The organism is Streptomyces aidingensis (assembly GCF_900112355.1).
Taxonomy (GTDB): Bacteria; Actinomycetota; Actinomycetes; order Streptomycetales; family Streptomycetaceae; genus Streptomyces; species Streptomyces aidingensis.
Genome location: NZ_FOLM01000011.1, coordinates 1 through 19970, shown reverse-complemented (window position 1 = coordinate 19970; position 19970 = coordinate 1). Strand labels below are relative to the sequence as shown.

Below are 19970 nucleotides of genomic sequence, written 5' to 3'. Positions count from 1 at the left end.
ACGGACGGCCGAAGGCCGGATGCGGTGGCGGCCGTCAGCCGGACCGCCGACCGACCGCCGTGGCCGTGATCGCGGCACACGCACCGATGCAGGAGTCGTTTCCGTCATGGCCAAAAAGCGCCGCCCTCAGACCAAGGCCGCCGCCGCGCCGCAGCGGGCCCAGCGCACCGACGGGGAGATCCCGGTCGTCGGCGCCCGCGAGCCCTGCCCCTGCGGCTCGGGCCGCCGCTACAAGGCGTGCCACGGCCGCGCCGCCGCGCACGCCGCCACCGAACTCGTGCGCCGCCCCTTCGAAGGACTGCCCGGTGAGTGCGACTGGGTGGCCATGCGCGAGCTGGTGCCCGCCGCCACCGCCCCGCTGACCCTGCGGGACGGGCTGCCGGCGGACGTGCCCTCGGTCTCCCTGGCCACCGTGCTGCCGCTGGCCTGGCCCGCGCTGCGCCGGGACGACGGCAGCGTGCTGGTCGCGCTGCAGAACGACACCGCCACCGGCGACCTGAGCCGGGACCTGGCCGATGTGCTGCTGCGCTCGCTCCAGGCCGAGCCGGGCAGCCCGGTCCCGGCCCGGCGCACCGGGGCGGACGGCCCGCGGCTTCAGGACCTGCTGGACCCGGGGGCGCCGCTGGAGCCGACGGTGCACGAGGGCTTCGAGTTCTGGCTGAGCTCGGCCGAGCAGGCCACCGGGGAGGTCGCCGCCTCCCTGGAGCGCGCCAACGAGGCGGCCATCCCGACCGTGCGGCTGTCCGGGGTGGAGGCCGCGTACTGGTGCCAGGTGCCGGACAAGAACCATCTGCGCTGGGTGATGCCGCACGCCGAGGACCGGCTGGTGGACGCGCTGGCGCGGCTGCACGCGGCCGGCGTCTCCGGGCTGGGCGAGGGCACCCGGCTGGTCGGCTCCTTCCGGGCGCACGGCCTGCTGGTGCCGGTGTGGGACCTGCCCTCCGGGATGACCGCGGAGGAGTGCGAGAAGCCGGCCGCGGTGTTCGCCGAGCGGCTGGCCGAGGCGCTGTCGTCCACCGCGCCGCTGACCGCGGAGGAGCGCCGGGCGCGCAACGGGCTGACCAACCGCCAGGTGACGCTGAACTGACCGCCGGGGTGACCGCCGGGACGAGGCGTCAGCCGTCGCACGGGGACGGGGATTCGCAGTCGCGCAGGGGGCGCGCGCGTGGTGTGCGGGGGCGCGCGGGCATGGTGCCGGAGCGTGTCCGTGCCGGTGATTCCGGTCACAACGCCCCGCCCGGGCAGGCAAGTTCGGCCATCGGGCCGGTCCGGGATTTGCGAAACGCGCGGGAGTTGTTACCGTCTGAGGTGAGCCCGGTCGCTGGTGTATCCCCCGTCGCCAGCGACCGGGTTCTTTGCAGTCGGTTCGCTTTCGGCGCGCAGCACCGGGCCGTCCTCCTCCCCCGCCCCGGTGGCCGAGATCTCGGCCACCGCCAGATACGGCTGCTGTCCGGGCCGCTCCGCCGCGGTGGGTTCGCGCGGCGTCTCGCAGGTGCCCCGTTCGCCGTCGGACGGCAGCGCGCACTCGACCTCCACCCGGCCGCCGTCCGGGCGGTGCATGGTCAGCCGGGCGGTGAGGGCGCCGGCGGAGCCGGCGGGGTCCGAGCCGGGGTCCGAGCCGGTGGGGCCGGAGGTGTTGGTCCAGTAGACCCGGCTCCAGGTCTCCGCGCCCTCGGTGAGCACGCACGCCTTGGCCCGCAGCCCTTCCGGGGAGCCGACCTCGTCGCCGCAGAACGCTCCGGCACCGGCCATGGTGCCGGGCCCGCTGCCCGGGAGGCGCGGTCCGGGAGCGGGCAGGGGCTCGGCGGCGGAGTGCGGATCGCGGGCGGCGCCGTCGGCCGGCCCGCCGACCGTCACAAAGGCCAGGGGCAGCCCGAGGACCAGGGCCACCGCGCTGGCGAACGCGGTCGTCCGGAGTCTGGAGGCGCGCGGTGTCGGTTCGTGCACGGGGCCACCCTGCGGTTCGCCGGAAACGATGGTGCTGCCGGTGCTGCCGGTGCTGCGGTCGGTGACCGAGCTGTTGCAGGGACGATAACCGCTCGGCGGTGTCGCATTCCCGCTCGTAACCCCCCTTTCCCGCGCCGCGCGGAGCAGACGTGACCCCCCGGGGTGAAACCGGCTAGCCCAGCCGGGTGCCGGTGCCGGTACCGGTGCCGGTGCCGGGGGTGGTCCGGTCCGCGGCGACGAGCACGTCCAGCAGGTCGGCGGCGCGCGGCAGCCACACCGGCCGAGGGCGGGGCGGGCGCAGCCAGTGCACCGGCCCGGTGCCGTGGCCGGGCGCCGGGGGCAGCGGCAGATAGCCGCCGGGCCCGTGGAAGCGCAGGCCCGCGGGCGGACCGCCCGCCGCCCCGGCGGGCTCCGGCGGCTCCGCGGCGGCCTCGTCCGGCCGCTCCCGTTCCCCCGGCTCCCCCGGCTCCCCCGGGATGCCCCGGGCGGAACCGCGGCGCCGGCGGCCGGGCGCCGCGCCGCGGGTCATCAGGGCGCACAGCAGCTCTCCCAGCTCGGGCCGCTCATAGGGCGCCACCAGCATGGCGATCCGGCCGTCGGCCGCGAGCACCGGCCCGGTGCGCCGCCCCCGCCGGTCGAGTTCGGTCACCGCGCGCATCGCGGATGCCGCGGGCAGGCTGATCGCGCAGACCGCGCCGCCGGTCGCCAGCAGCACCGGGGCCTGCGGGCGGCGGTCCCACCACCAGCCCACCATCCGGGTGTCGGTGGTGGCGGCCAGCAGGCCGGGATCGTGCGGGTGGGCACCGGGCGGCGAGCAGTCCAGCCGCCCGCACCGGCAGTTGCCGTTCGGCAGGAATCCGGCCCCCGGCACCACCGGCCAGTGCCAGCGGGATGCACAGATCAGGGCCGATTCGCCGGGCACCGGACGGGCCCCGCGTCGTCTCCGCCTTCCGAGGAAATCACGCATGCGCGCTTGTCCTTCCCTCCGCCGGGGAATGGGCAATTCACCCCCGGGCCACAGCCGCCCGGGGCGGACAGGCGGTCGGTTGCGGACGGACGGGCGGGTGCCCCCGGACCGGCCAGGATCCGGAGCGGTGCCCGTACGGCCCCCCGATCAGTCGACCGCCTCTTGCTGTACAAGCGTCCCTTTTCCGCCAACCTTGTTCCGGTCCGGCCTGTCGGGCCGGAATCCCACGGGCCACATGGACATCATCGGATCCGATCGGACCTTCGGTCGATTGTGCTGGACATCACATCGCCAGCACGTGTACATCTGGAATGTCTCCATGGTGGCGCAGATGACATGGGGGTTCGCGATGCTAGTGCGAGATGTCGGCACCATGAAAGCCGAACGCCATGAATAGCTCACCCCCGCCGAATGTGGCCGGTTTCCACCGCTCGCTGTCCGCTCTGCCCCAGAATGCTTCGCCCCCCGGGGCGCACTCCGCCGATCCCCCGCCTCCCGTGCCGCCCGGCACGTTGACCGAGAGCCGTCCCGGCGGCGTCCAGGACCGGCTCGCCTGCTGGATCTCCGATCTCACCACCCTCCACGATCTCACCGAACGCCTGAGCCGTACGACCGGACTGGAGGAAGCCCTGCGCGAGACGCTCCGGGCCGGCGCCGGCCTGGCCGGCGCCCGCCGCGGGCTGATCGCGCTGCGCCCCTCCGACCGCGAGGCCGAGCATCTCATCGGGCTCGGGCTCGGCCCCTCCGAACTGGGGGACATCGAGACGGTACCGCGCGGTTCCGCTTCCTATGCCCGGCTGATCGACGGATTGCTGCCGGTGCGCCGCCCCGCCGCGCGGCCGGGCGGTGCCCGCGGGGAGGCCGGGACGGGGGAGGCGGAGGACACCGCGCGGGGGACGCCCTATGAGGCGCCGCGGGAGACGGCGGGGGAGGCCGGCGGACCCGGCGCCGAGGAGATCGCGCTGCGCGACATCCCGCACAACCCGGCCCTGCACCCCCGGCACCGCGAGGTGGCGGCCCGGCTCGGCTTCGCCGCCAGCTACGCGCTGCCGCTCTTCGGCGAGGCGCAGGAGCCGGACGCGGGGGCCTTCCCCGGCCGGGCCGCCCGGCGGGACGGCCCGGCGAGACCGTCCCCGTCCCCGTCTCCGTCCTCGTCCCCGTCCTCGTCTCCGTCCCCGGGTGCCGCGCCGCTGGGCGCCGCCGTCTGGCTGTATGACGAGGACGCGCAGCCCGACGAGCGCCAGCGGCATCTGCTCGCCCTCTATCTGCGCCAGGCCACCCAGCACATCGCCAACCGCCTGGAGCTGGCCCGCGCCCGGCAGGCCGTGCGGGAGGTCCACGACGGCCTGCTGCCGCGGCGCCTGCCGCATGTGCCGGGGGTCGGGCTGGCCGTCCGCCACCTCTGCCCGCCGGACGGCGGCGGCGCCTTCTACGAGGCGCTGCCGCTGCCGGAGAACGCGCTGGGCCTGGCCATCGGCTCGGTCAGCGGCTCCGGCCCCTCGGCGGTGGCGGCCATGGGGCGGCTGCTGGCCGGGCTGCGCGCCTACGCGGTGATGGAGGGCGAGGACCCGGTGGCGGTGCTCTCCGATCTGGAGCTGATGCTGCGGGTCACCGAGCTGGTCCGGTCGGCCACCGCGCTGTTCGGCTACGCCGAGCCGGCCGCCCGCCGGATCGTGCTGGCCTCGGCCGGGCATCCGCCGCCGCTGATCGTCGGCGAGCGGCGGGTGGAGTTCGCCGAGACCACGCTCTCCGCGCCGCTGGGCATGCTGGCCTGCTGGGAGGCGCCGAGCGTGGAGATCGAAGTCGCCGACGGAGAAACGGTTTTGCTCTACAGCGACGGGCTGCTGCGGCGCACCGGCGAGGCGCCGGACCTGGCCGCGGCGCGGCTGACCGCCGCGGCACACGCCGCCCGCCCCGAGGTCCGCCGCGACCCGGACGCGCTGCTCGGCCATCTGCTGCACCGGCTGGCACCGGGCCCGGACGCCGACCCGGCGACCGTGCGGGCCGCCGAGGCCGCGGCCCGCACCGAGGACGCGGTGCTGCTGGCCGTCCGCTTCCCCCCGGACGGCTTCCTCCATCTCCACTGAACCGCCGCGCCGCCGCCCGCGGCGAAGGATCAGGGGTGTGAGCCTGTCGCACGCCTTACCGTGCCGCCTACGATGGGAAACGGCCCGCGGGTGGTCCCACCGCACCGGCCCCACCAGCAGCAAGGAGGCATCTGACGTGTCCGACGTGGCCAAGGATGAGGAGCAGTCCCCTGAGACCCAGGAGGAGATGCCCGAGACCGTGAAGCCGCGCAAGAACGGCCTGTCCCCGGGCGTTTCCGACGAACTCGCCGAGAACATGAAGCGCGGCTGGGCGGACACCGAGATGCGCGATCTTGCGCCGGTGCCGCAGGCCGGGCACACCGCCCGCCGCCGCGACGCGCTCTCCGCCCGCTTCCCCGGCGAGCGGCTGGTCGTCCCGGCCGGCCGGCTCAGGACCCGCTCCAACGACACCGACTACCCGTTCCGCTCCGGCGTGGAGTACACCTACCTCACCGGCGACCAGACCGAGAACAGCGTGCTGGTGCTGGAGCCCGAGGAGCACGGCGGGCACCGGCCGACCCTCTACCGGCTGCCGCGCTCGGACCGGGAGAGCGGCGAGTTCTGGCTCAGCGGCCAGGGCGAGCTGTGGGTGGGCCGCCGGCACAGCCTCACCGAGGCCGAGCGCCTCTACGGCATCCCCTGCGCGGACGTGCGCACCCTCCCCGAGAAGCTCGCCGAGGCCACCGGCCCGGTCCGGGTGGTGCGCGGCCACGACCCCGAGATCGAGAAGGCGCTGCACGACAAGGTCACCGCCGAGCGGGACGCCGAGTTCCACACCTTCCTCTCCGAGATGCGCCTGATCAAGGACGACTGGGAGATCGAGCGGATGACCGAGGCCTGCGAGTCCACCGCGCGCGGCTTCGAGGACGTGGTGCGCGTGCTGGACCGCGCCAAGGCCACCTCGGAGCGCTATATCGAGGGCACCTTCTTCCTCCGCGCCCGGGTGGAGGGCAACGACGTCGGTTACGGCTCCATCTGCGCCGCCGGCCCGCACGCCACCACCCTGCACTGGGTGCGCAACGACGGCCCGGTGCGCGACGGCGACCTGCTGCTGCTGGACGCCGGGGTGGAGACCCGCGAGCTCTACACCGCGGACATCACCCGGACCCTGCCGGTCAGCGGCCGGTTCAGCGAGCTCCAGCGCAGGATCTACGACGCGGTCTTCGAGGCCCAGGAGGCGGGCATCGCCGCCGTGCGGCCGGGCGCCAAGTTCAAGGACTTCCACGAGGCGGCGCAGCGGGTGCTGGCCGGCCGGCTGGTGGAGTGGGGCCTGCTGGAGGGCCCGGTGGACCGGGTGCTGGAGCTGGGCCTGCAGCGCCGCTGGACGCTGCACGGCACCGGCCACATGCTGGGCATGGACGTGCACGACTGCGCCGCCGCCCGCCGCGAGGCCTATGCGGAGGGCACCCTGGAGCCCGGGATGTGCCTGACCGTCGAGCCGGGCCTGTACTTCCAGGCGGACGACGAGACCGTGCCGGCCGAGTACCGGGGCATCGGCGTCCGGATCGAGGACGACATCCTGGTGACGGAGGACGGCAACGTCAATCTCTCCGCCATGCTGCCGCGCCGCGCCGAGGAGGTCGAAGCCTGGATGGCCCGCCTCCAGGGCCGGGCGGGCTGAGCCACCGGACCGCCGGGGCCCCGGGCGGTGAGTGCCCGCGGGCCCCGGTGGGTAAGGGCGGAACATCCAAACCCGGACTAACGTTGTTGTAGCAAGTTTCACCAGGACGGACGCCGGCCGGTCATCCGGCGCGTACCTTGTCCGGACACCAGGGAAATCAGGAACCCGCAGGAAAGGAGCCCTCTTGTCCGCCAGATCGTCGGACCCGCCTGATCACAGTCCCCGACCACCTCGTCCGCACCAGGATGACCGCGGCACACGACGGGGTGGTGTCTGATGAGTGCCGCACTGGGACTGCTTGCCGTCCTCGTTCTGACCGCCGGAACCGGCTACTTCGTGGCGCAGGAATTCGCCTTTGTGGCCGCCGACCGGCTGGAGCTCACCCGTGAAGCGGAAGCCGGCGACAAGCGCGCCGCCCGCGCCGTCCGGGTGCAGCAGCGTCTGTCCTTCATGCTCTCCGGCGCACAGCTCGGCATCACCGTCACCGGCCTGATCGTCGGTTTCCTCGCCGAACCCTCCGTCGCCGCGCTGCTCGATCCGGTGATCGGCGCCCTCGGCGTCCCGGACGCCGCGGTGCACGGCATCGCGCTGGTGCTGGCGTTCGTGCTGGCCACCGGCATCCAGATGGTGCTGGGCGAGCTGGGCCCGAAGAACCTGGCGCTGGCCGTGCCGGAGCGGCTGGCCAAGGCACTGGCCGGCTCCACCCTGCTCTACCTCAAGGCCACCGGCCCGCTGATCCGGGTCTTCGACACAGCCGCCAACCGGCTGCTGCGCCGGGTCGGCATCGAGCCGGTGGAGGAGCTGCACCATGGCGCGACCGCCGAGGAGCTGGGCCATCTGATCCTGGAGTCCAGCGAGCACGGCCAGCTTCCCCGGTCCACCGCCGAGCTGCTGGACCACGCCCTGGACTTCTCCGAGCGGACCCTGGGCGAGGTCATGGTGCCGCGGGTGGACGTGGAGCATGTGCGCAGCGGCACCACGGCCGCCGAGGTGGTGGAGCTGATCGCCCGCCGCGGCCACTCCCACTACCCGGTGGTCGCCGACCGGGTGGACGACGTGGTGGGCGTGATCGGGGTGCGCGAGCTGATGCGGCTCTCCCCGGCCCGGATGCGCCGGGTGACGGCCGGCGCGCTGGCCCGCCCCCCGCTGCTGCTGCCGGACTCGCTGCCGCTGCCGCGTGCCGTGGAGCAGATGCAGGACGCATCGTCGGAGTTCGCCGTGGTGCTGGACGAGTACGGCGGGCTGGCGGGCATCGTCACCCTGGAGGACATCGCCGAGGAACTGGTCGGCGAGATCGCGGACGAGAGCGACCGGGTCACCGCGGTGGCGGTCCGGGCCGAGGACGGCTCCGGCGCCTGGCTGGTGGATGCCGGCCGGCGGGTGGACGAGATCGCCGATGTGACCGGCATCCCGCTGCCCGAGGACGACAGCTTCGAGACCATGGCCGGCCTGGTGGTGGAGAATCTCGGCCGTTTCCCGGAGGTCGGTGACCGGATCACGGTCGGTCTCCGGGACGGTCACCACGCCGGCATCGAGGTGCTGGCCATGGACCGGCACGTCCCCGAGCGGGTGCGGCTGGCGCTGCTGCCGGCCGGCTCCGCACAGCCCTCACGGCAGGAGCAGAACGCATGAACCCGCTGACCGCGGCCGGTATCACCGTGCTGCTGCTGCTGGGCAGCGGGCTGTTCGTCGCCGCCGAGTTCGCCCTGGTCGCGTCCAGGCACCACCGGATGGAGCAGGCGGTGGCCGACGGCCGGCGCGGCGCCCGTTCGGCGCTGGCCGGGATGCGGGAGCTGTCGCTGATGCTGGCCGGCGCGCAGCTCGGCATCACCGCCTGCACCCTGCTGCTGGGCTCCATCTCCAAGCCGGCCCTGTCGCACCGGGTGGAGCCGCTGCTGGAGGCGCTGGGGCTGCCGCACCAGCTCTCCTACGGCATCGCCTTCGTCTTCGCCATGGCGGTGGTGGTCTTCCTGCACATGGTGGTCGGCGAGATGGCGCCCAAGTCGTGGGCGATCGCCCACCCGGAGCGCTCCGCCATGCTGCTGGCGCCGGCGTTCATGGCCATGGTGCGGGTGGTGCGTCCGCTGCTGTGGCTGATGAACAAGATCGCCAATGGCCTGGTCCGGCTCTGCCGGGTCACCCCGCGGGAGGAACTGTCCTCCGTGCACAGCCGGGACCAGCTCACCCATCTGGTGGCCGAGTCGCAGCGGCTGGGCCTGATCAGCGAGACCGACTCCGGACTGCTGACGCGTTCGCTCACCGAGCCGCAGTCGCCGGTGGCCGCGCTGGTGGTGCCGGCCAAGGACATCGCCTCGGTGCCCGGCGACGCCGGCCCGGCACAGATCCTGGCCGCCGCCGCGGCCAGCGACCACACCCGGCTGCTGGTGCGGGACGGGGAGCGGGGCGAGCGGATCATCGGCTCGGTGCACGCCCGGGACGCCATGGTGGCCCGGGTGGAGGGCCGGGCCGTGACCGCGGCGGAGCTGGCCCGGGAGGTGCCGAAGCTGAAGCCGGACGACACGGTGGCGCACGCCGTGGAGCAGCTGCGCCACCACCGCGCCTCGCTCGCCGTGGTGACCACCCCGGACGGCCGGCTCACCGGCCTGATCAGCCTGGACGACCTGCTCGGCCGCATCCTCGCGGCCTGACGCGACGCCCCCGGTGCCGGAGTACGGGGCCCGGCGGCTACCGGCCGCCGGGCCCCGGCGGGGGCGAGCCGGGGGTCTGGGCGGTGCCCCGGGCGCTGGTCTCGATGGGCCGGCCGCTGAGAAACCGGGCGGTGTTGACCAGCCCCACCATGGAGAACGCCTGCGGAGTGTTGCCGAGGTGGCGGCCGGTGCGCACGTCGTACTCCTCGCTCAGCAGGCCGACATCGTTGCGCAGCGCCAGCAGGTGCTCGAAAAGCTCCCGTGCCTCATCGGTCCGCCCGATGCCGTGCAGGGCGTTGGCGTACCAGAAGGAGCAGGCCAGGAAGGCGCCCTCGGTGCCGGGCAGGCCGTCCACGTCACCGCCGTCCGCGTCGGTGCGGTAGCGCAGCACCAGGCCGTCCTCGCACAGCTCCCGGCCGACCGCCTCCACCGTGCCGCGGATGCGCGGGTCGTGCCAGGGCAGGAAGCCGACCCGGGGCAGCAGCAGCAGCGCGGCGTCCAGCCCGCGGGAGCCGTAGAACTGGGTGAAGGTGTTGCGCCGCGGGTCATAGCCCTTGTCGCAGACCTCCCGGTGGATGCGGTCGCGCAGCGCCGCCCAGCGCCCGGCCGGGCCGGGCAGATTGTGCCGGTGCACGCTGCGCACCGCCCGGTCCAGGGCGGCCCAGGCCAGCACCTTGGAGTGGACGAACTGCCGGCGGTCGCCGCGCACCTCCCACAGGCTGTTGTCCGGGTCGTCCCAGTGGTCCTGAAGGTAGTCCAGCAGCATGCGCTGCAAGTCCCAGGCGGTGGTGTCGACGGCCAGCCCGGTCTCCCGGGCGAGATGCAGGCTGTCCAGCACCTCTCCCCAGACGTCGAGCTGGAGCTGGTCCGCGGCGGCATTGCCGGCCCGCACCGGCCGGGCCCCGTGGTAGCCGGCCAGCCAGGGCAGTTCGGTCTCCGGGATGCGGCGGGCGCCGTCCAGCGCGTACATGATCCGCAGCTGGGCCGGGTCGCCGGCCGCGGCCCGCAGCAGCCACTCCCGCCAGGCCCGGGCCTCGTCCAGGAAACCGGCGCTGAGCAGCGCCTGGAGGGTGAAGGTGGAGTCCCGCAGCCAGCAGTGGCGGTAGTCCCAGTTGCGGGTGCCGCCGGGCTGTTCGGGGAGGGAGGTGGTGGCGGCGGCCAGGATGCCGCCGGTGGGCGCGTAGGTCAGGCCCTTCAGGGTGACCAGGGCGCGGCGGACCGCGCCCTGCCAGCCGCCGTCGTAGCGGCAGCCGGACATCCAGTCCGCCCAGAACCGCTCGGTGCCGGTCACGGCCCGCTCGGCATCGGCCGGTTCGGGCCGGCGCAGATGGGAGGGGTGGTGGGTGAGCACGAACGGCACCGACTGCCCGGCGCCCACGGTGAAGTCGGCCAGGGTGGTCAGATGCTCGCCGCGGGTCTCGACCGGGGTGTGCAGCCAGACCGCGTCCGGCCCGGCCACGGCGCGCAGGTCCCCGTCGCTGCGGGTGACCCAGGGCACGATGTGGCCGTAGTCGAAGCGCAGCCGCAGCTCCATCCGCATGTCCACCCGGCCGGTGACGCCCTCCACCAGCCGCACCAGATCGGCGCCGCCGGTGCGCGGCGGCATGCAGTCCACGACCCGGACGGTGCCGTCCGGGGTGTGCCATTCGGTCTCCAGGACCAGCGAGTCGCCCCGGTAGCGGCGGGCGGTGGCCCGGCCGCCGGTGGCGGCGGCCCGGGCGGGGGCGAGCAGCCAGCGGCCGGCGGAGGCGTCGTGCAGCAGGGCGGCGAAGCAGGCGGCGGAGTCGAAGCGGGGCAGGCAGAGCCAGTCCACCGACCCCTCCTTGCTGATCAGCGCGGCGGTGAGCAGGTCGCCGACCATCGCGTAGTCCTCGATCGGGGCGGGCGGCGGCACAGCGGCGGTCACCTCTTCCATGTCCTGCGGTTCCGGGTCTTCCGGGTCTTCCGGTCTTCCGTGGTCGGTTTCGTCGAAGCGTCGTCCGGCTCGGGGTGCTCACCTTCCGGCGGGGTCAGGGGCCGTCGCTGTCGTCCAGGGTGATGACGACCTTGACGTCATCGGGCTGCGGGACGAACGCCTCGGTGGCCCTGGTGAGCGGCACCCGGCGGCTCAGCAGCCGCTCCAGCCAGGCCGGATCGGCCCGGCCCAGGGCCCGCGCGGCCTGCCGGTAGTGGCGGAGATTGGCGTTGACCGAGCCGACCACGGCATCGTTCTCCAGCACGATCTCCCGGTTGAGGGCGCCGGCGTCCACGGTGAGCCGCCGCCCGGCCGGGGAGACCCCGGTCAGGCAGATCACGCCATAGGGCGCGCTGCCGCGGAGCACGGCGAACACCACCGTCCCGGCGCCGGTGGCCTCGATGACGACCTCCGGGCGGACATCCGCCATCACCCGCTCCGGATCGCCGGTGTGGTACTCGGCGCCCAGGTCGCGGACCAGGCCGGGCTTGGGCCCGCCGGTGACCCGGTCCAGCACATGCGTCCGGAGCCCGCGCTGGGTGGCCAGCAGCGCGGCCAGCAGCCCGATCGGCCCGGCGCCGGTGACCAGCACCCGCGAGGGCTCGAACCAGGACCGGCCGCCGATCCGCTCGACCTGCTCCCACGCCTTGGCGACGACCGTCGTCGGCTCGGTCAGCACCCCGGCCCGGGACAGGGCCGGGGCCAGGCGGACCGCGTAACGGGCATCCAGGCTCCAGCGCTCGCGCGCCCAGCCGTCGAGCTGTCTGATGCCGTGCTCGGTGTAGCGGCCGTTGCGGCACATGTCGAACTCGCCGCGGGCACAGGCGCCGCAGGGCACCGGATCGGGCCGCCGCACCACCCCGGCGACCAGGTCGCCGGGGGCGAAACCGCTGCCCGGCGGGGCCTGTTCGACCCGGCCCAGCGATTCATGGCCGAGCACCAGCCGGTCCCGTCCGGGCGGTGGGCTGCCGTAGGCGCCGGAGGCGATCTCCCGGTCCGTGCCGCAGACCCCGGCCGCCAGCCCGCGCACCAGCAGCCGGTTCTCGCCGGCGGCGTCGTCCGCGGCGGGCGGCTCCCGGTCGGGGATCTCGCGCACGGCGAGGGAGCCCGGCTCCCCGGGACGGACGGTCAGCGCCGGCATGCCCATGCGTGTCCGGTCTCCTTCCGCGCTGCCCGGCCCGTCCGGCGGGGGCCGGGCGGGCCGGGACGGCCGATGGCCCGGACCGGGTATCCCGCGTTCCCGCCCGCCAACCCTGCCCCGTCCGGCCGGTCAGGCGGGCGGGCGCGGACCGGAGGCGGTGGTGGGGGACGTCTCGGCGGGCCGGTGCGGCCGGTGCGGGCCCCCGGCGGCCGGCTGACGCGGCTGGGCGGGCCGCGGCGTCGCCGGGCCCCGGCCGGGCGGAGCCGGGACGACGGTCTCGGCGGCGTCCGCGGCGTCTGCGGCATCCTCGCTTTCCCCCGTCTCCTCCTCCGCGGTCAGGTCGTGGTCGAGATCGTCCGCCGCCTGAGCGGCCCCGGCCTGCTCCTGCTCGTAGCGGGTGCGCAGCAGGGCACCGAGGCTGGACATGCGTCCGGCGCGCTCCGGGTGTTCGGCCGGGGTGGCGGTGACCGCCTCCTGGGCGCTCTCGATGGCCTGGTCGAGGTCGGCGGCGGTGCCGCTGCGCTCCCAGCGGGCGCGCAGCGCGGCGGCGAGGTTGGCCAGGATGGTGGCGCGGCCGGGGTGCCCGGCGGGGGTGGCCGTGACCGCATCCCGGCAGTGGCCGATGGCCTGCTCCAGATCGCGTGCCGCGCCGGTGCGCTCATGGCGGAGCAGCAGCACGGCCCCGAGGTTGGACAGGCGTCCGGCACGGTTGGGGTGCTGGTCGGGCGTCGCGGCCAGGGCCTCGCGGGCGCTGTCCACGGCCTGATGCAGATCGCTCGCCACACCGGTGCGCTCATAGCGGAGCTGGAGGGCGATCCCGAGGTTGGACAGGCGCCCGGCCCGGTTGCGGTGGAGCGGTGGCGTTGCGGCGACGGCCTCCTCGCTGCTGGCGATGGCCCGGTCGAGATCGTCCGCCGCCCCGGTGCGCTGGTATCTGGTGCGCAGCGCGGCCCCGAGGTTGGAAAGACGCCCGGCGCGATTGGGGTGCGCGGAATCCGTGGCGTCCACGATGCGCTGCCACAGCCGCGCCGTATAGCCGACCAGATCCGGGTCGGCGGCCTGCGGCGCCTGCTGGAGAAAGGCGACCGCGGTCTTGAACGCCCGGTCGGCGAGCACCGGCAGCAGCGGCTGCGGAAGGGGATCCTCCTCGAAGAGGAAACAGGGGGTCAGCGACTCGATCGCCGCTTCGAAGTCCTCCTCGTCCTCGTCCTCGGGAAGCGCCTGATAGCGGTACCAGTGGAACCAGCCGAGAATGTTCAGGGAGCCCAGGTCGTCCTCCTGGGCGATTTCGGCGAGCCGCGCTGATTCTCTGAGCGCCTCCGGTTCCAGGACCGCGCTCAGGTTCTGTGTGGACTCCACCATTTCCAGACGGGTTTCCAGTGCCGCGGTGAGCTGATCGCGATCGTCCATGGTGCCCTCCCCGGTTATGGGTTCGGGGCAACGGTAGTACCGCCAGGGCCAATGCGTGGCAGAGCTGATACGGATGGTGACCATCGGGGCAAAAGAGCTGCTCAGGCACGCATGGCGGGGGTGGGCAGGGCCGCACCGGGCGGGGCTGGTGCGCTGCCTGGTGCCCCTGGTGCGGCCCGTCCGATTGACATGCAACCAAGAGGTTGCCTATTTTGGCGGGGAGGGAGTGACCATGGAAACGGAGCCCGATACGGCGTTCGACGCGGTCTTCAGGGCGCTCGCCGACGCCAGCCGCAGACGGCTGCTCGACCGGCTCGACAGCCGCAACGGCCAGAGCCTGCGCGAGCTGTGCGAAGGGCTGGCGATGAGCAGGCAGGCGGTCAGCAAGCACCTGGCGGTACTCCAGGCGGCGCACCTGGTCACTGCCGTCCGGGTGGGCAGGCAGAAGCTGCACTACCTCAACCCCGTTCCCGTCCAAGAGATGGCCGACCGCTGGATCGGCCGGTACGAGCGCCACCGGCTGCCGGTGCTGACCCGCCTCAAGCAGACCCTGGAGGGTTCCGCGATGGACAAGCCCGCATTCGTCTACGTGATCTACATCCGGACCAGCGCCGAGAAGCTGTACCGGGCCCTGACCGAACCGGAGTTCATCGACGCCTACATGGGCGGCACCGGCCCGCGCTCGGACTGGCGGGTCGGCTCCCCGGTGCGGTGGAAATCCGACCCGGCCGGGCAGCACGAGGAACTGGGCCAGCGCGTCCTGGAGGCGGAACCCGGCAGGCGGCTCTCCTACACCTGGCACACCCTCCAGCCCATGCACCGGGACCTCTTCGACTCGGACGAGGAGTTCGCCGAGGCCCGCAGGGAGCGCTCCAGGGTCACCTTCGACATCGAGCCCGCCGAGGTCCCCGAGCTGGGGGTCAAGCTGACCATCACCCATGACGGCTTCGACAGCCCGGACAGCAGGATGCTGCACAGCGTCAGCGGCGGCTGGGTCATGATCCTCTCCGCCCTGAAGACCCTGCTGGAGACCGGCAGGCCGCTGTAGGGGGCGTGCGGTGCGGAGCCCCCGGCGAGCATCTCGGCGGCCGGCCGCGGTCCGCCGGGCTGTGCTAGGCTCGGTGGAGCAGTTGTGGTACCCATGAACCTATGTGCGCCTGACGGAACTGTTTCCTTCGGGCGCATTATTTGTGTTTTCCCGGCATCTCCGGATGGGGCCTCTGCCTACCAGAAGGAGAAAGACATGGCGCAGGGAACCGTGAAGTGGTTCAACTCCGAAAAGGGCTTCGGCTTCATCGAGCAGGACGGCGGCGGGGCCGACGTCTTCGCCCACTACTCGAACATCGCGACCCAGGGCTTCCGTGAGCTCCAGGAGGGCCAGCGGGTGACCTTCGACGTCACGCAGGGCCAGAAGGGCCCGCAGGCGGAGAACATCGTCCCCGCCTGATCGCCGGACACCTTCACGCACCCACCCGGGGCCCGCACCATCATGGTGCGGGCCCCGGTGTGCGTGGTGTGCGGGGCCGGGTGATCAATCCTTCATGAGCGGGTGAGGGTGCCGGGAGGCCCGGCCAGGGCGGGCAGCTCCTCGTGGAAGGCGCGGGCCTCGGGCAGGTCCGGGTAGCGCAGGAGCAGGGTGCGCCCCAGCAGGCGGGCGCGGTCCTTGACGGACTGCACCACACGGTCGCCGGTCAGGGCCTGGCGTGCCGTGCTGATGGCCCCTTCCGGTTCGCCCAGCGCGGCGTGGGCGGTGGCCAGGTCGAGCCGGGCTATCGCCAGCCGGGTGGGGGCGTGGCCGGGCCCGGCGGCGGGCGCATAGTGACGGATGGCCTCTTCGGCCGCCGCCCGGGCGCGTTCATGGTTCCCCAGCCGGCCGTGCGACGTCGCGTCGTAGGAGACGATCCGCATCGCATCGACCGCGAACAGTCCGGTACCGCGCAGGGGAATGTGTTCCCGGAACGCGTGGGCTCGGACGGCGGCCTCCGCGAAGCCGCTCCGGTTGCCGATGACGGCCTGGGCGCGGGCGAGCTGCGCGGTCAGGCGGATGGCGGCGTTGCTCCCGGCGGGGGCGACGGCGAGCCCCCGGGTGGCGGCGGTCAGCGCGTCCAGGGGCCGCTCGGCGTAGAGGGCGTCGGTGCAGACGACATCCTGCGACCAGGCGGACACCTCGGGCGACCCGGCCTGTTCGCCGTGGTGCCAGGCGTCGGCGCCGAGCGTGGGCACCAGCGCGGTCCGCCCCAGGTCATGGGCGAGCCAGGCCAGAATCACCGACAGCATGCCGGCCAGGTGGGCGAGTTCTCGGCCCTGCCGCAGGGTGTGGCGCCGCTGGAGCAGGCTGTCGGCGTGCAGGCGGTGCCCGGCGGCGACCGGCCACAGGGCCTGGGGAGGGTGGGCGGAGTAGGTGGCCCCCAGGCGGTGGACGGCCAGCTCCAGATCGTCGATCTCGGCCGGGGCGATATCGGTGGCGGTCACCCGGCTGCTGAAGGCCCGTACGGTCTCCGGGACCAGCGGAGACAGTGCCGCCGAGGTTCCCAGTGCGGCCAGAGCGCTGCGGCGGTTCGTACGATCACCCATTTCCTCGGATGCGGGGGCGGGATGGTCTCCGTCCGTTCCGCGCTCGCGTTGAGGGGGGAGACGAAGCCGAGTTCCCCCACCGCCCGGCCGAAATACTCCTCCAGGACAATACGGCTGTCCTTTCTCGGCCACACCGTCTGGCCGCTTTCCCAGCGCCTGAGCTGGCGCAGCGTCAGATCGTAGGACCTGCGCAGCCGGCCCTCCCGGTGCAGCCGTCTGCCGACGGCGATGAGCTCCTCGACCAGTTTCTCCTGGGCCAACTCCGCCCGGGCCGCCCGGAAGGCTTCGTTCCCCCGTCCCTGACCAGCCATCGACCTCGCCAACGTTCTGTCACTGTCTCCGGGCGCAGCGTATCCGCCCGGGGTCATGTGGTGCGGGCTGCGGAATGTCCGGCGGACATTGCGAATGTCCTCCCCGATGTCCTGGCTCGTCCCATGCGGTGGCTACTTCACTCTTCCCTCATGACAACCCTCGTTACGCACGGTGCCGCCGGGACTGTCCCGACCGCACGGACAAGGACGGGTGAGGCGTGAGGCACAGGGACGGTGCGGACCGGAACGGCGCGGCTGCGGAGTCGTGGGCGGCGTATGCCGGGGTGTTCACGACGGATGGGATGGCGGTGGCCGGGCGTTCGGCGCGGGACTATCTGCGGGATCTGTTCGAGCTGCTGGGCATCCCGGAGGGGGCCGTGCGGCTGGGCGGGGAGAACGGGCGGCTGGTGGTGGTGATCGGGCCGCTGGCCGTGGAGCACGCCGGGAAGCTGGCCCGGACCCTGATGTCCGGGGTGCTGGCCGACCGGCTGACGGTGGACCGCGAGGTGCCGCTGTGGAGCCGTCGGCATGGTGGCGTCGGCGTGGTCACCGGGGCGGACGGCCACCGGGTGACGCTGCGCTGCCTGGCCACCGGCGAGCGCTGGGAGACCATGCCCAGCGAGCTGCGGATCGCCACGCTGACCGAGATCACGGGCGCGCGGGGCGGCGGCCGGGAGCATGGCGAAACCGACCGGTGAACGCCGGGAGCCGTGCCCGCACACCGGTGAACTGGCGGAGCATGACGGCGCCTTGGTCTGCGCCGACTGCCGAGCGCTGATCTACGCCCCACCGGCTGCCCGCCGTGTGGTGGGGCGGCCGTGGAAGACGGCAGGGGGCATCACGCAGTGAAGGCCGGGGTCACTCTTCCCATCGGGGCGACCCGTGTGACCGTAGTCCGCGGATCGAGCCGTCGGTCCGCCCGGGCCAGACCGTTGACATCCGGCCGCCGGAACTGGTGGGAGCCGTGGTCTTCCTGATCGAGCGCAACTGATCCCGGCACACCGCGCGGGCGCCCGGACGGATCTTTCGTCCGGGTGCCCGTCCCCGCGGGGCGGGGTTTCAGGAATCGGCGGCCCGGCCGTCGAGGTGGCGCCGGACGAAGTCGTGGGCGGCGTCCCCGATGCGGGGGCCGAGCTCCCAGCCGGCCTCCACCGCGGCGCGGAAGTGCACCCCGCCCCACAGCCGGCTCATCCCGCAGTCCCGGCTGATCCCGCTCCAGGTGTCCCAGCGCAGTTCCAGCTCGCGGGCCGGGACGACGCCCGGCTCCACCAGGGAGCCGCCGGGGGCCACGGTGTAGCCGAAGCCCAGTGCGTCGGAGCCGAGGAAGAGCCGGGCGGCACGGGACTGGGCGGCGCACAGGGTGGCCGAGGCCGAGGGGTACTCCGGGTGGTCCGCCACCTTCAGATAGCCCGTCCACTCGCTGCCGGGCATATCGGTGACGGTGCCCTCGCCCGGGCCGCCCCAGGCGGTCACCGGACGGTCGCCGTACAGATGGCGCACCGCGGTGAACGGACGCACCGCGTCGTAGCGGCGCTTCTCCTGCCACACCACGATCCCGGCGTCGAACACGGCGGTGGAGGCGCACATGCACAGATGGACCCAGCCGTCGAGATCCAGTCCGTGGTTCTCGGCGGCGGCGAAGACGGGCCGGCCGATGCCGAGGAACTTGTTGTCGAAGACCTCGGCCATCAGCTTCTGCTCGTCGGTGAGCGCCGCGGAGAGCGCCAGCACCTCCTCCGTCTGGCGCCGGTAGGGCCCGGCCCTGCGGTGGTCGCTGTCCCGCGGGGGCGGGACCCGGTACTGCCCGGGGTCGCCGATGGCATAGGGCCGCGTCACGCCCCACTGCACCACGGCGAACTGCTGGACGAGGAACGCGCCCAGATCCGCCGGGCCGTCGCCCAGCCGGCGCAGATGCGGACCGAGGGCCGGCTGCCAGCGGGACGGGTCGCTGATCTCATAGGCCGTGTTGACCGGCCGGTATCCCAGGTAGTCGGCATAGGGCATCGGGTGGTAGCGGCGTCCGCCCTCGTCGCCGGTCTGGTTCATGCCGTCCCGCAGCCGGGCCTCGAGCACGCCCCGGCCGGCCAGATTGCCGATCCCGGCCGGGGTCTCGGTGTTCTCCTGGCCGTCGTCCGGGTCCAGCCCCAGGGCCGTCAGCACCTGGCGCACGGCGGTCCCGGCCTCCGGCAGCAGGGCGGTGTAGAGGCGGTGGGCGGCGTAGAGAATCGCGATGTTCCGTTCGCGGTTGGTGGCCCGCTCCGCTGCCGGGCGGCGGCCCAGCCGGGAGTACACGCCGACCGCCGTGGGGTGGTACGGCGCGATGGCGTCGAACCAGGCGGTCTGCACCAGGTGGGTCAGGCGGACCACGATGGGCGCGTCCATGGGGGCCGCTCCCGGGTGCCGGATGCCCGCGTCCCGGGTGGCGAACAGATCGCGCACCGCGTTTCCGTGGTCGAGGTCGAAGTCCTCCGGAAGCTCGGCGGTGCGGATCTCCCCGGCCGTCCCGGTCCCGGTGCCTTCGGGCATGGTCATGGGCTGCTCCCCTCCCCTTCTTGTCATGTACTGATCGCATGTCATGACAGCATGTCCGGCGGGGATTTGGGGGTAATTTTCACCTTTGGAATAGGTGTTCCCGCGCCGCGCGGCCGGGTGGTCGGTGGGGTGTCCCGGGGCATTGACGGAGCCATGTCACATTGATACGTTTCAAAACACCGTGGAAAGCGCTTCCTCGGATGTGTGACGCACCACCGCACGTTTTCCCTCTGCCCTTCTACGAAGACAAGGACGACTCCGTCATGACCTCACCACCGCGTGGACGACGCGGCTGGGTGTTCGGCGGGCGCGGCTGGGCCGCTGTCGCGCTGGCGGCCGTCGCGGGCCTGCTGCTCAGCCTTCTGACCGCCACCACCAGCCAGGCCCAGCCCGCCACCGGCACCTGGTACTACCTGGAGAACCGGCACTCCGGGAAGGTGCTGGACGTCTCCGACCGCAGCCAGGACAACGGCGCCGGGCTCATCCAGTACGCCAACAACGGCGGCACCCACCAGCAGTTCCGCTTCCTGGACTCCGGGGACGGCTACTACCGCATCCAGGCCCGGCACTCGAACAAGGTGCTGGATGTGTACGAGTGGAACGCCGACAACGGCGCCCAGATCGTGCAGTGGGACGATCTGAACGGCACCAACCAGCAGTTCCGGGCCGTCGATGCCGGTGACGGCTACTACCGCTTCGTCAACCGCTTCAGCGGCAAGGCGCTCGATGTGTGGGAGTGGTCCACCGCCGACGGCGGCCGGATCTCCCAGTACGACGA

At 73.5% G+C, this 19970-nt stretch carries 16 protein-coding genes; 9 read left to right on the top strand and 7 right to left on the bottom strand.

What is annotated here, in order from left to right; translation table 11 throughout:
- Positions 1 to 106 precede the first annotated feature (106 nt).
- On the top strand, positions 107 to 1087 hold the full coding sequence (locus BM242_RS19205) for a DUF5926 family protein (RefSeq protein ID WP_093840114.1): 981 nt from the start codon (positions 107 to 109) through the stop codon (positions 1085 to 1087).
- 209 nt (positions 1088 to 1296) lie between these two features.
- Here the strand turns inward: BM242_RS19205 and BM242_RS19200 are convergent, their stop codons facing one another.
- Both BM242_RS19200 and BM242_RS19195 read right to left on the bottom strand, forming a co-directional pair.
- Positions 1297 to 1947 carry a hypothetical protein gene (locus tag BM242_RS19200; RefSeq protein WP_139238375.1) on the bottom strand — a complete coding sequence of 217 codons (651 nt, stop codon included), beginning with the start codon at positions 1945 to 1947 and terminating at the stop codon, positions 1297 to 1299.
- A gap of 172 nt (positions 1948 to 2119) precedes the next feature.
- Complete coding sequence (locus BM242_RS19195) at positions 2120 to 2869, bottom strand: bifunctional DNA primase/polymerase (protein WP_245834282.1); 750 nt, start codon at positions 2867 to 2869, stop codon at positions 2120 to 2122.
- 557 nt (positions 2870 to 3426) lie between these two features.
- On the opposite strand from BM242_RS19195, the gene BM242_RS19190 reads away from it, so the two are divergent.
- The 4 genes from BM242_RS19190 (at position 3427) to BM242_RS19175 (ending at position 9270) form a co-directional block, all read left to right on the top strand.
- On the top strand, positions 3427 to 5001 hold the full coding sequence (locus BM242_RS19190; protein ID WP_342746984.1) for a PP2C family protein-serine/threonine phosphatase: 1575 nt from the start codon (positions 3427 to 3429) through the stop codon (positions 4999 to 5001).
- A 187-nt stretch (positions 5002 to 5188) separates the two neighbouring features.
- The gene (locus BM242_RS19185) at positions 5189 to 6622 is read left to right on the top strand and encodes an aminopeptidase P family protein (protein WP_093840270.1); all 1434 of its coding nucleotides are present in this window, start codon (positions 5189 to 5191) and stop codon (positions 6620 to 6622) included.
- 276 nt (positions 6623 to 6898) lie between these two features.
- Positions 6899 to 8254, top strand: a complete 1356-nt coding sequence (locus tag BM242_RS19180; RefSeq protein ID WP_093840110.1) for a hemolysin family protein — start codon at positions 6899 to 6901, stop codon at positions 8252 to 8254.
- Positions 8251 to 9270 (top strand): hemolysin family protein, encoded by a 1020-nt coding sequence (locus BM242_RS19175; protein ID WP_093840109.1) that lies wholly within the window; start codon positions 8251 to 8253, stop codon positions 9268 to 9270. The genes BM242_RS19180 and BM242_RS19175 overlap by 4 nt, the downstream gene beginning before the upstream one ends.
- Positions 9271 to 9307: 37 nt before the next feature.
- Here the strand turns inward: BM242_RS19175 and BM242_RS19170 are convergent, their stop codons facing one another.
- The 3 genes from BM242_RS19170 to BM242_RS19160 all read right to left on the bottom strand — a co-directional run bounded on the left by BM242_RS19170 (position 9308) and on the right by BM242_RS19160 (position 13775).
- Entirely contained in the window at positions 9308 to 11131 is a 1824-nt protein-coding gene (locus BM242_RS19170) for a glycoside hydrolase family 15 protein (protein WP_245834297.1), read from the bottom strand.
- A gap of 148 nt (positions 11132 to 11279) precedes the next feature.
- On the bottom strand, positions 11280 to 12365 hold the full coding sequence (locus BM242_RS19165) for a glucose 1-dehydrogenase (protein WP_093840269.1): 1086 nt from the start codon (positions 12363 to 12365) through the stop codon (positions 11280 to 11282).
- Positions 12366 to 12494: 129 nt separating this feature from the next.
- Positions 12495 to 13775 carry a tetratricopeptide repeat protein gene (locus BM242_RS19160; RefSeq protein ID WP_175541492.1) on the bottom strand — a complete coding sequence of 427 codons (1281 nt, stop codon included), beginning with the start codon at positions 13773 to 13775 and terminating at the stop codon, positions 12495 to 12497.
- Between the two features lie 232 nt (positions 13776 to 14007).
- On the opposite strand from BM242_RS19160, the gene BM242_RS19155 reads away from it, so the two are divergent.
- Positions 14008 to 14823, top strand: a complete 816-nt coding sequence (locus BM242_RS19155) for an ArsR/SmtB family transcription factor (RefSeq protein ID WP_093840106.1) — start codon at positions 14008 to 14010, stop codon at positions 14821 to 14823.
- Between the two features lie 195 nt (positions 14824 to 15018).
- Positions 15019 to 15222 carry a cold-shock protein gene (locus BM242_RS19150; RefSeq protein WP_093840105.1) on the top strand — a complete coding sequence of 68 codons (204 nt, stop codon included), beginning with the start codon at positions 15019 to 15021 and terminating at the stop codon, positions 15220 to 15222.
- Positions 15223 to 15314: 92 nt separating this feature from the next.
- Here the strand turns inward: BM242_RS19150 and BM242_RS19145 are convergent, their stop codons facing one another.
- Positions 15315 to 16481 carry an NsdA family TPR-like regulatory protein gene (locus BM242_RS19145; protein ID WP_483883341.1) on the bottom strand — a complete coding sequence of 389 codons (1167 nt, stop codon included), beginning with the start codon at positions 16479 to 16481 and terminating at the stop codon, positions 15315 to 15317.
- 397 nt (positions 16482 to 16878) lie between these two features.
- Here BM242_RS19145 and BM242_RS19135 point away from each other — a divergent pair, with 397 nt between their 5' ends.
- Entirely contained in the window at positions 16879 to 17358 is a 480-nt protein-coding gene (locus tag BM242_RS19135; protein ID WP_139238373.1) for a hypothetical protein, read from the top strand.
- 361 nt (positions 17359 to 17719) lie between these two features.
- Here BM242_RS19135 and BM242_RS19130 read toward each other — a convergent pair whose 3' ends face one another.
- Positions 17720 to 19192, bottom strand: coding sequence for a vanadium-dependent haloperoxidase (locus BM242_RS19130; RefSeq protein ID WP_093840101.1), 1473 nt, complete (start codon positions 19190 to 19192; stop codon positions 17720 to 17722).
- 263 nt (positions 19193 to 19455) lie between these two features.
- Between BM242_RS19130 and BM242_RS19125 the strand changes: the two genes are divergently transcribed.
- A partial coding sequence (locus BM242_RS19125; protein ID WP_175541491.1) for an RICIN domain-containing protein occupies positions 19456 to 19970 on the top strand: 515 nt, incomplete at its 3' end.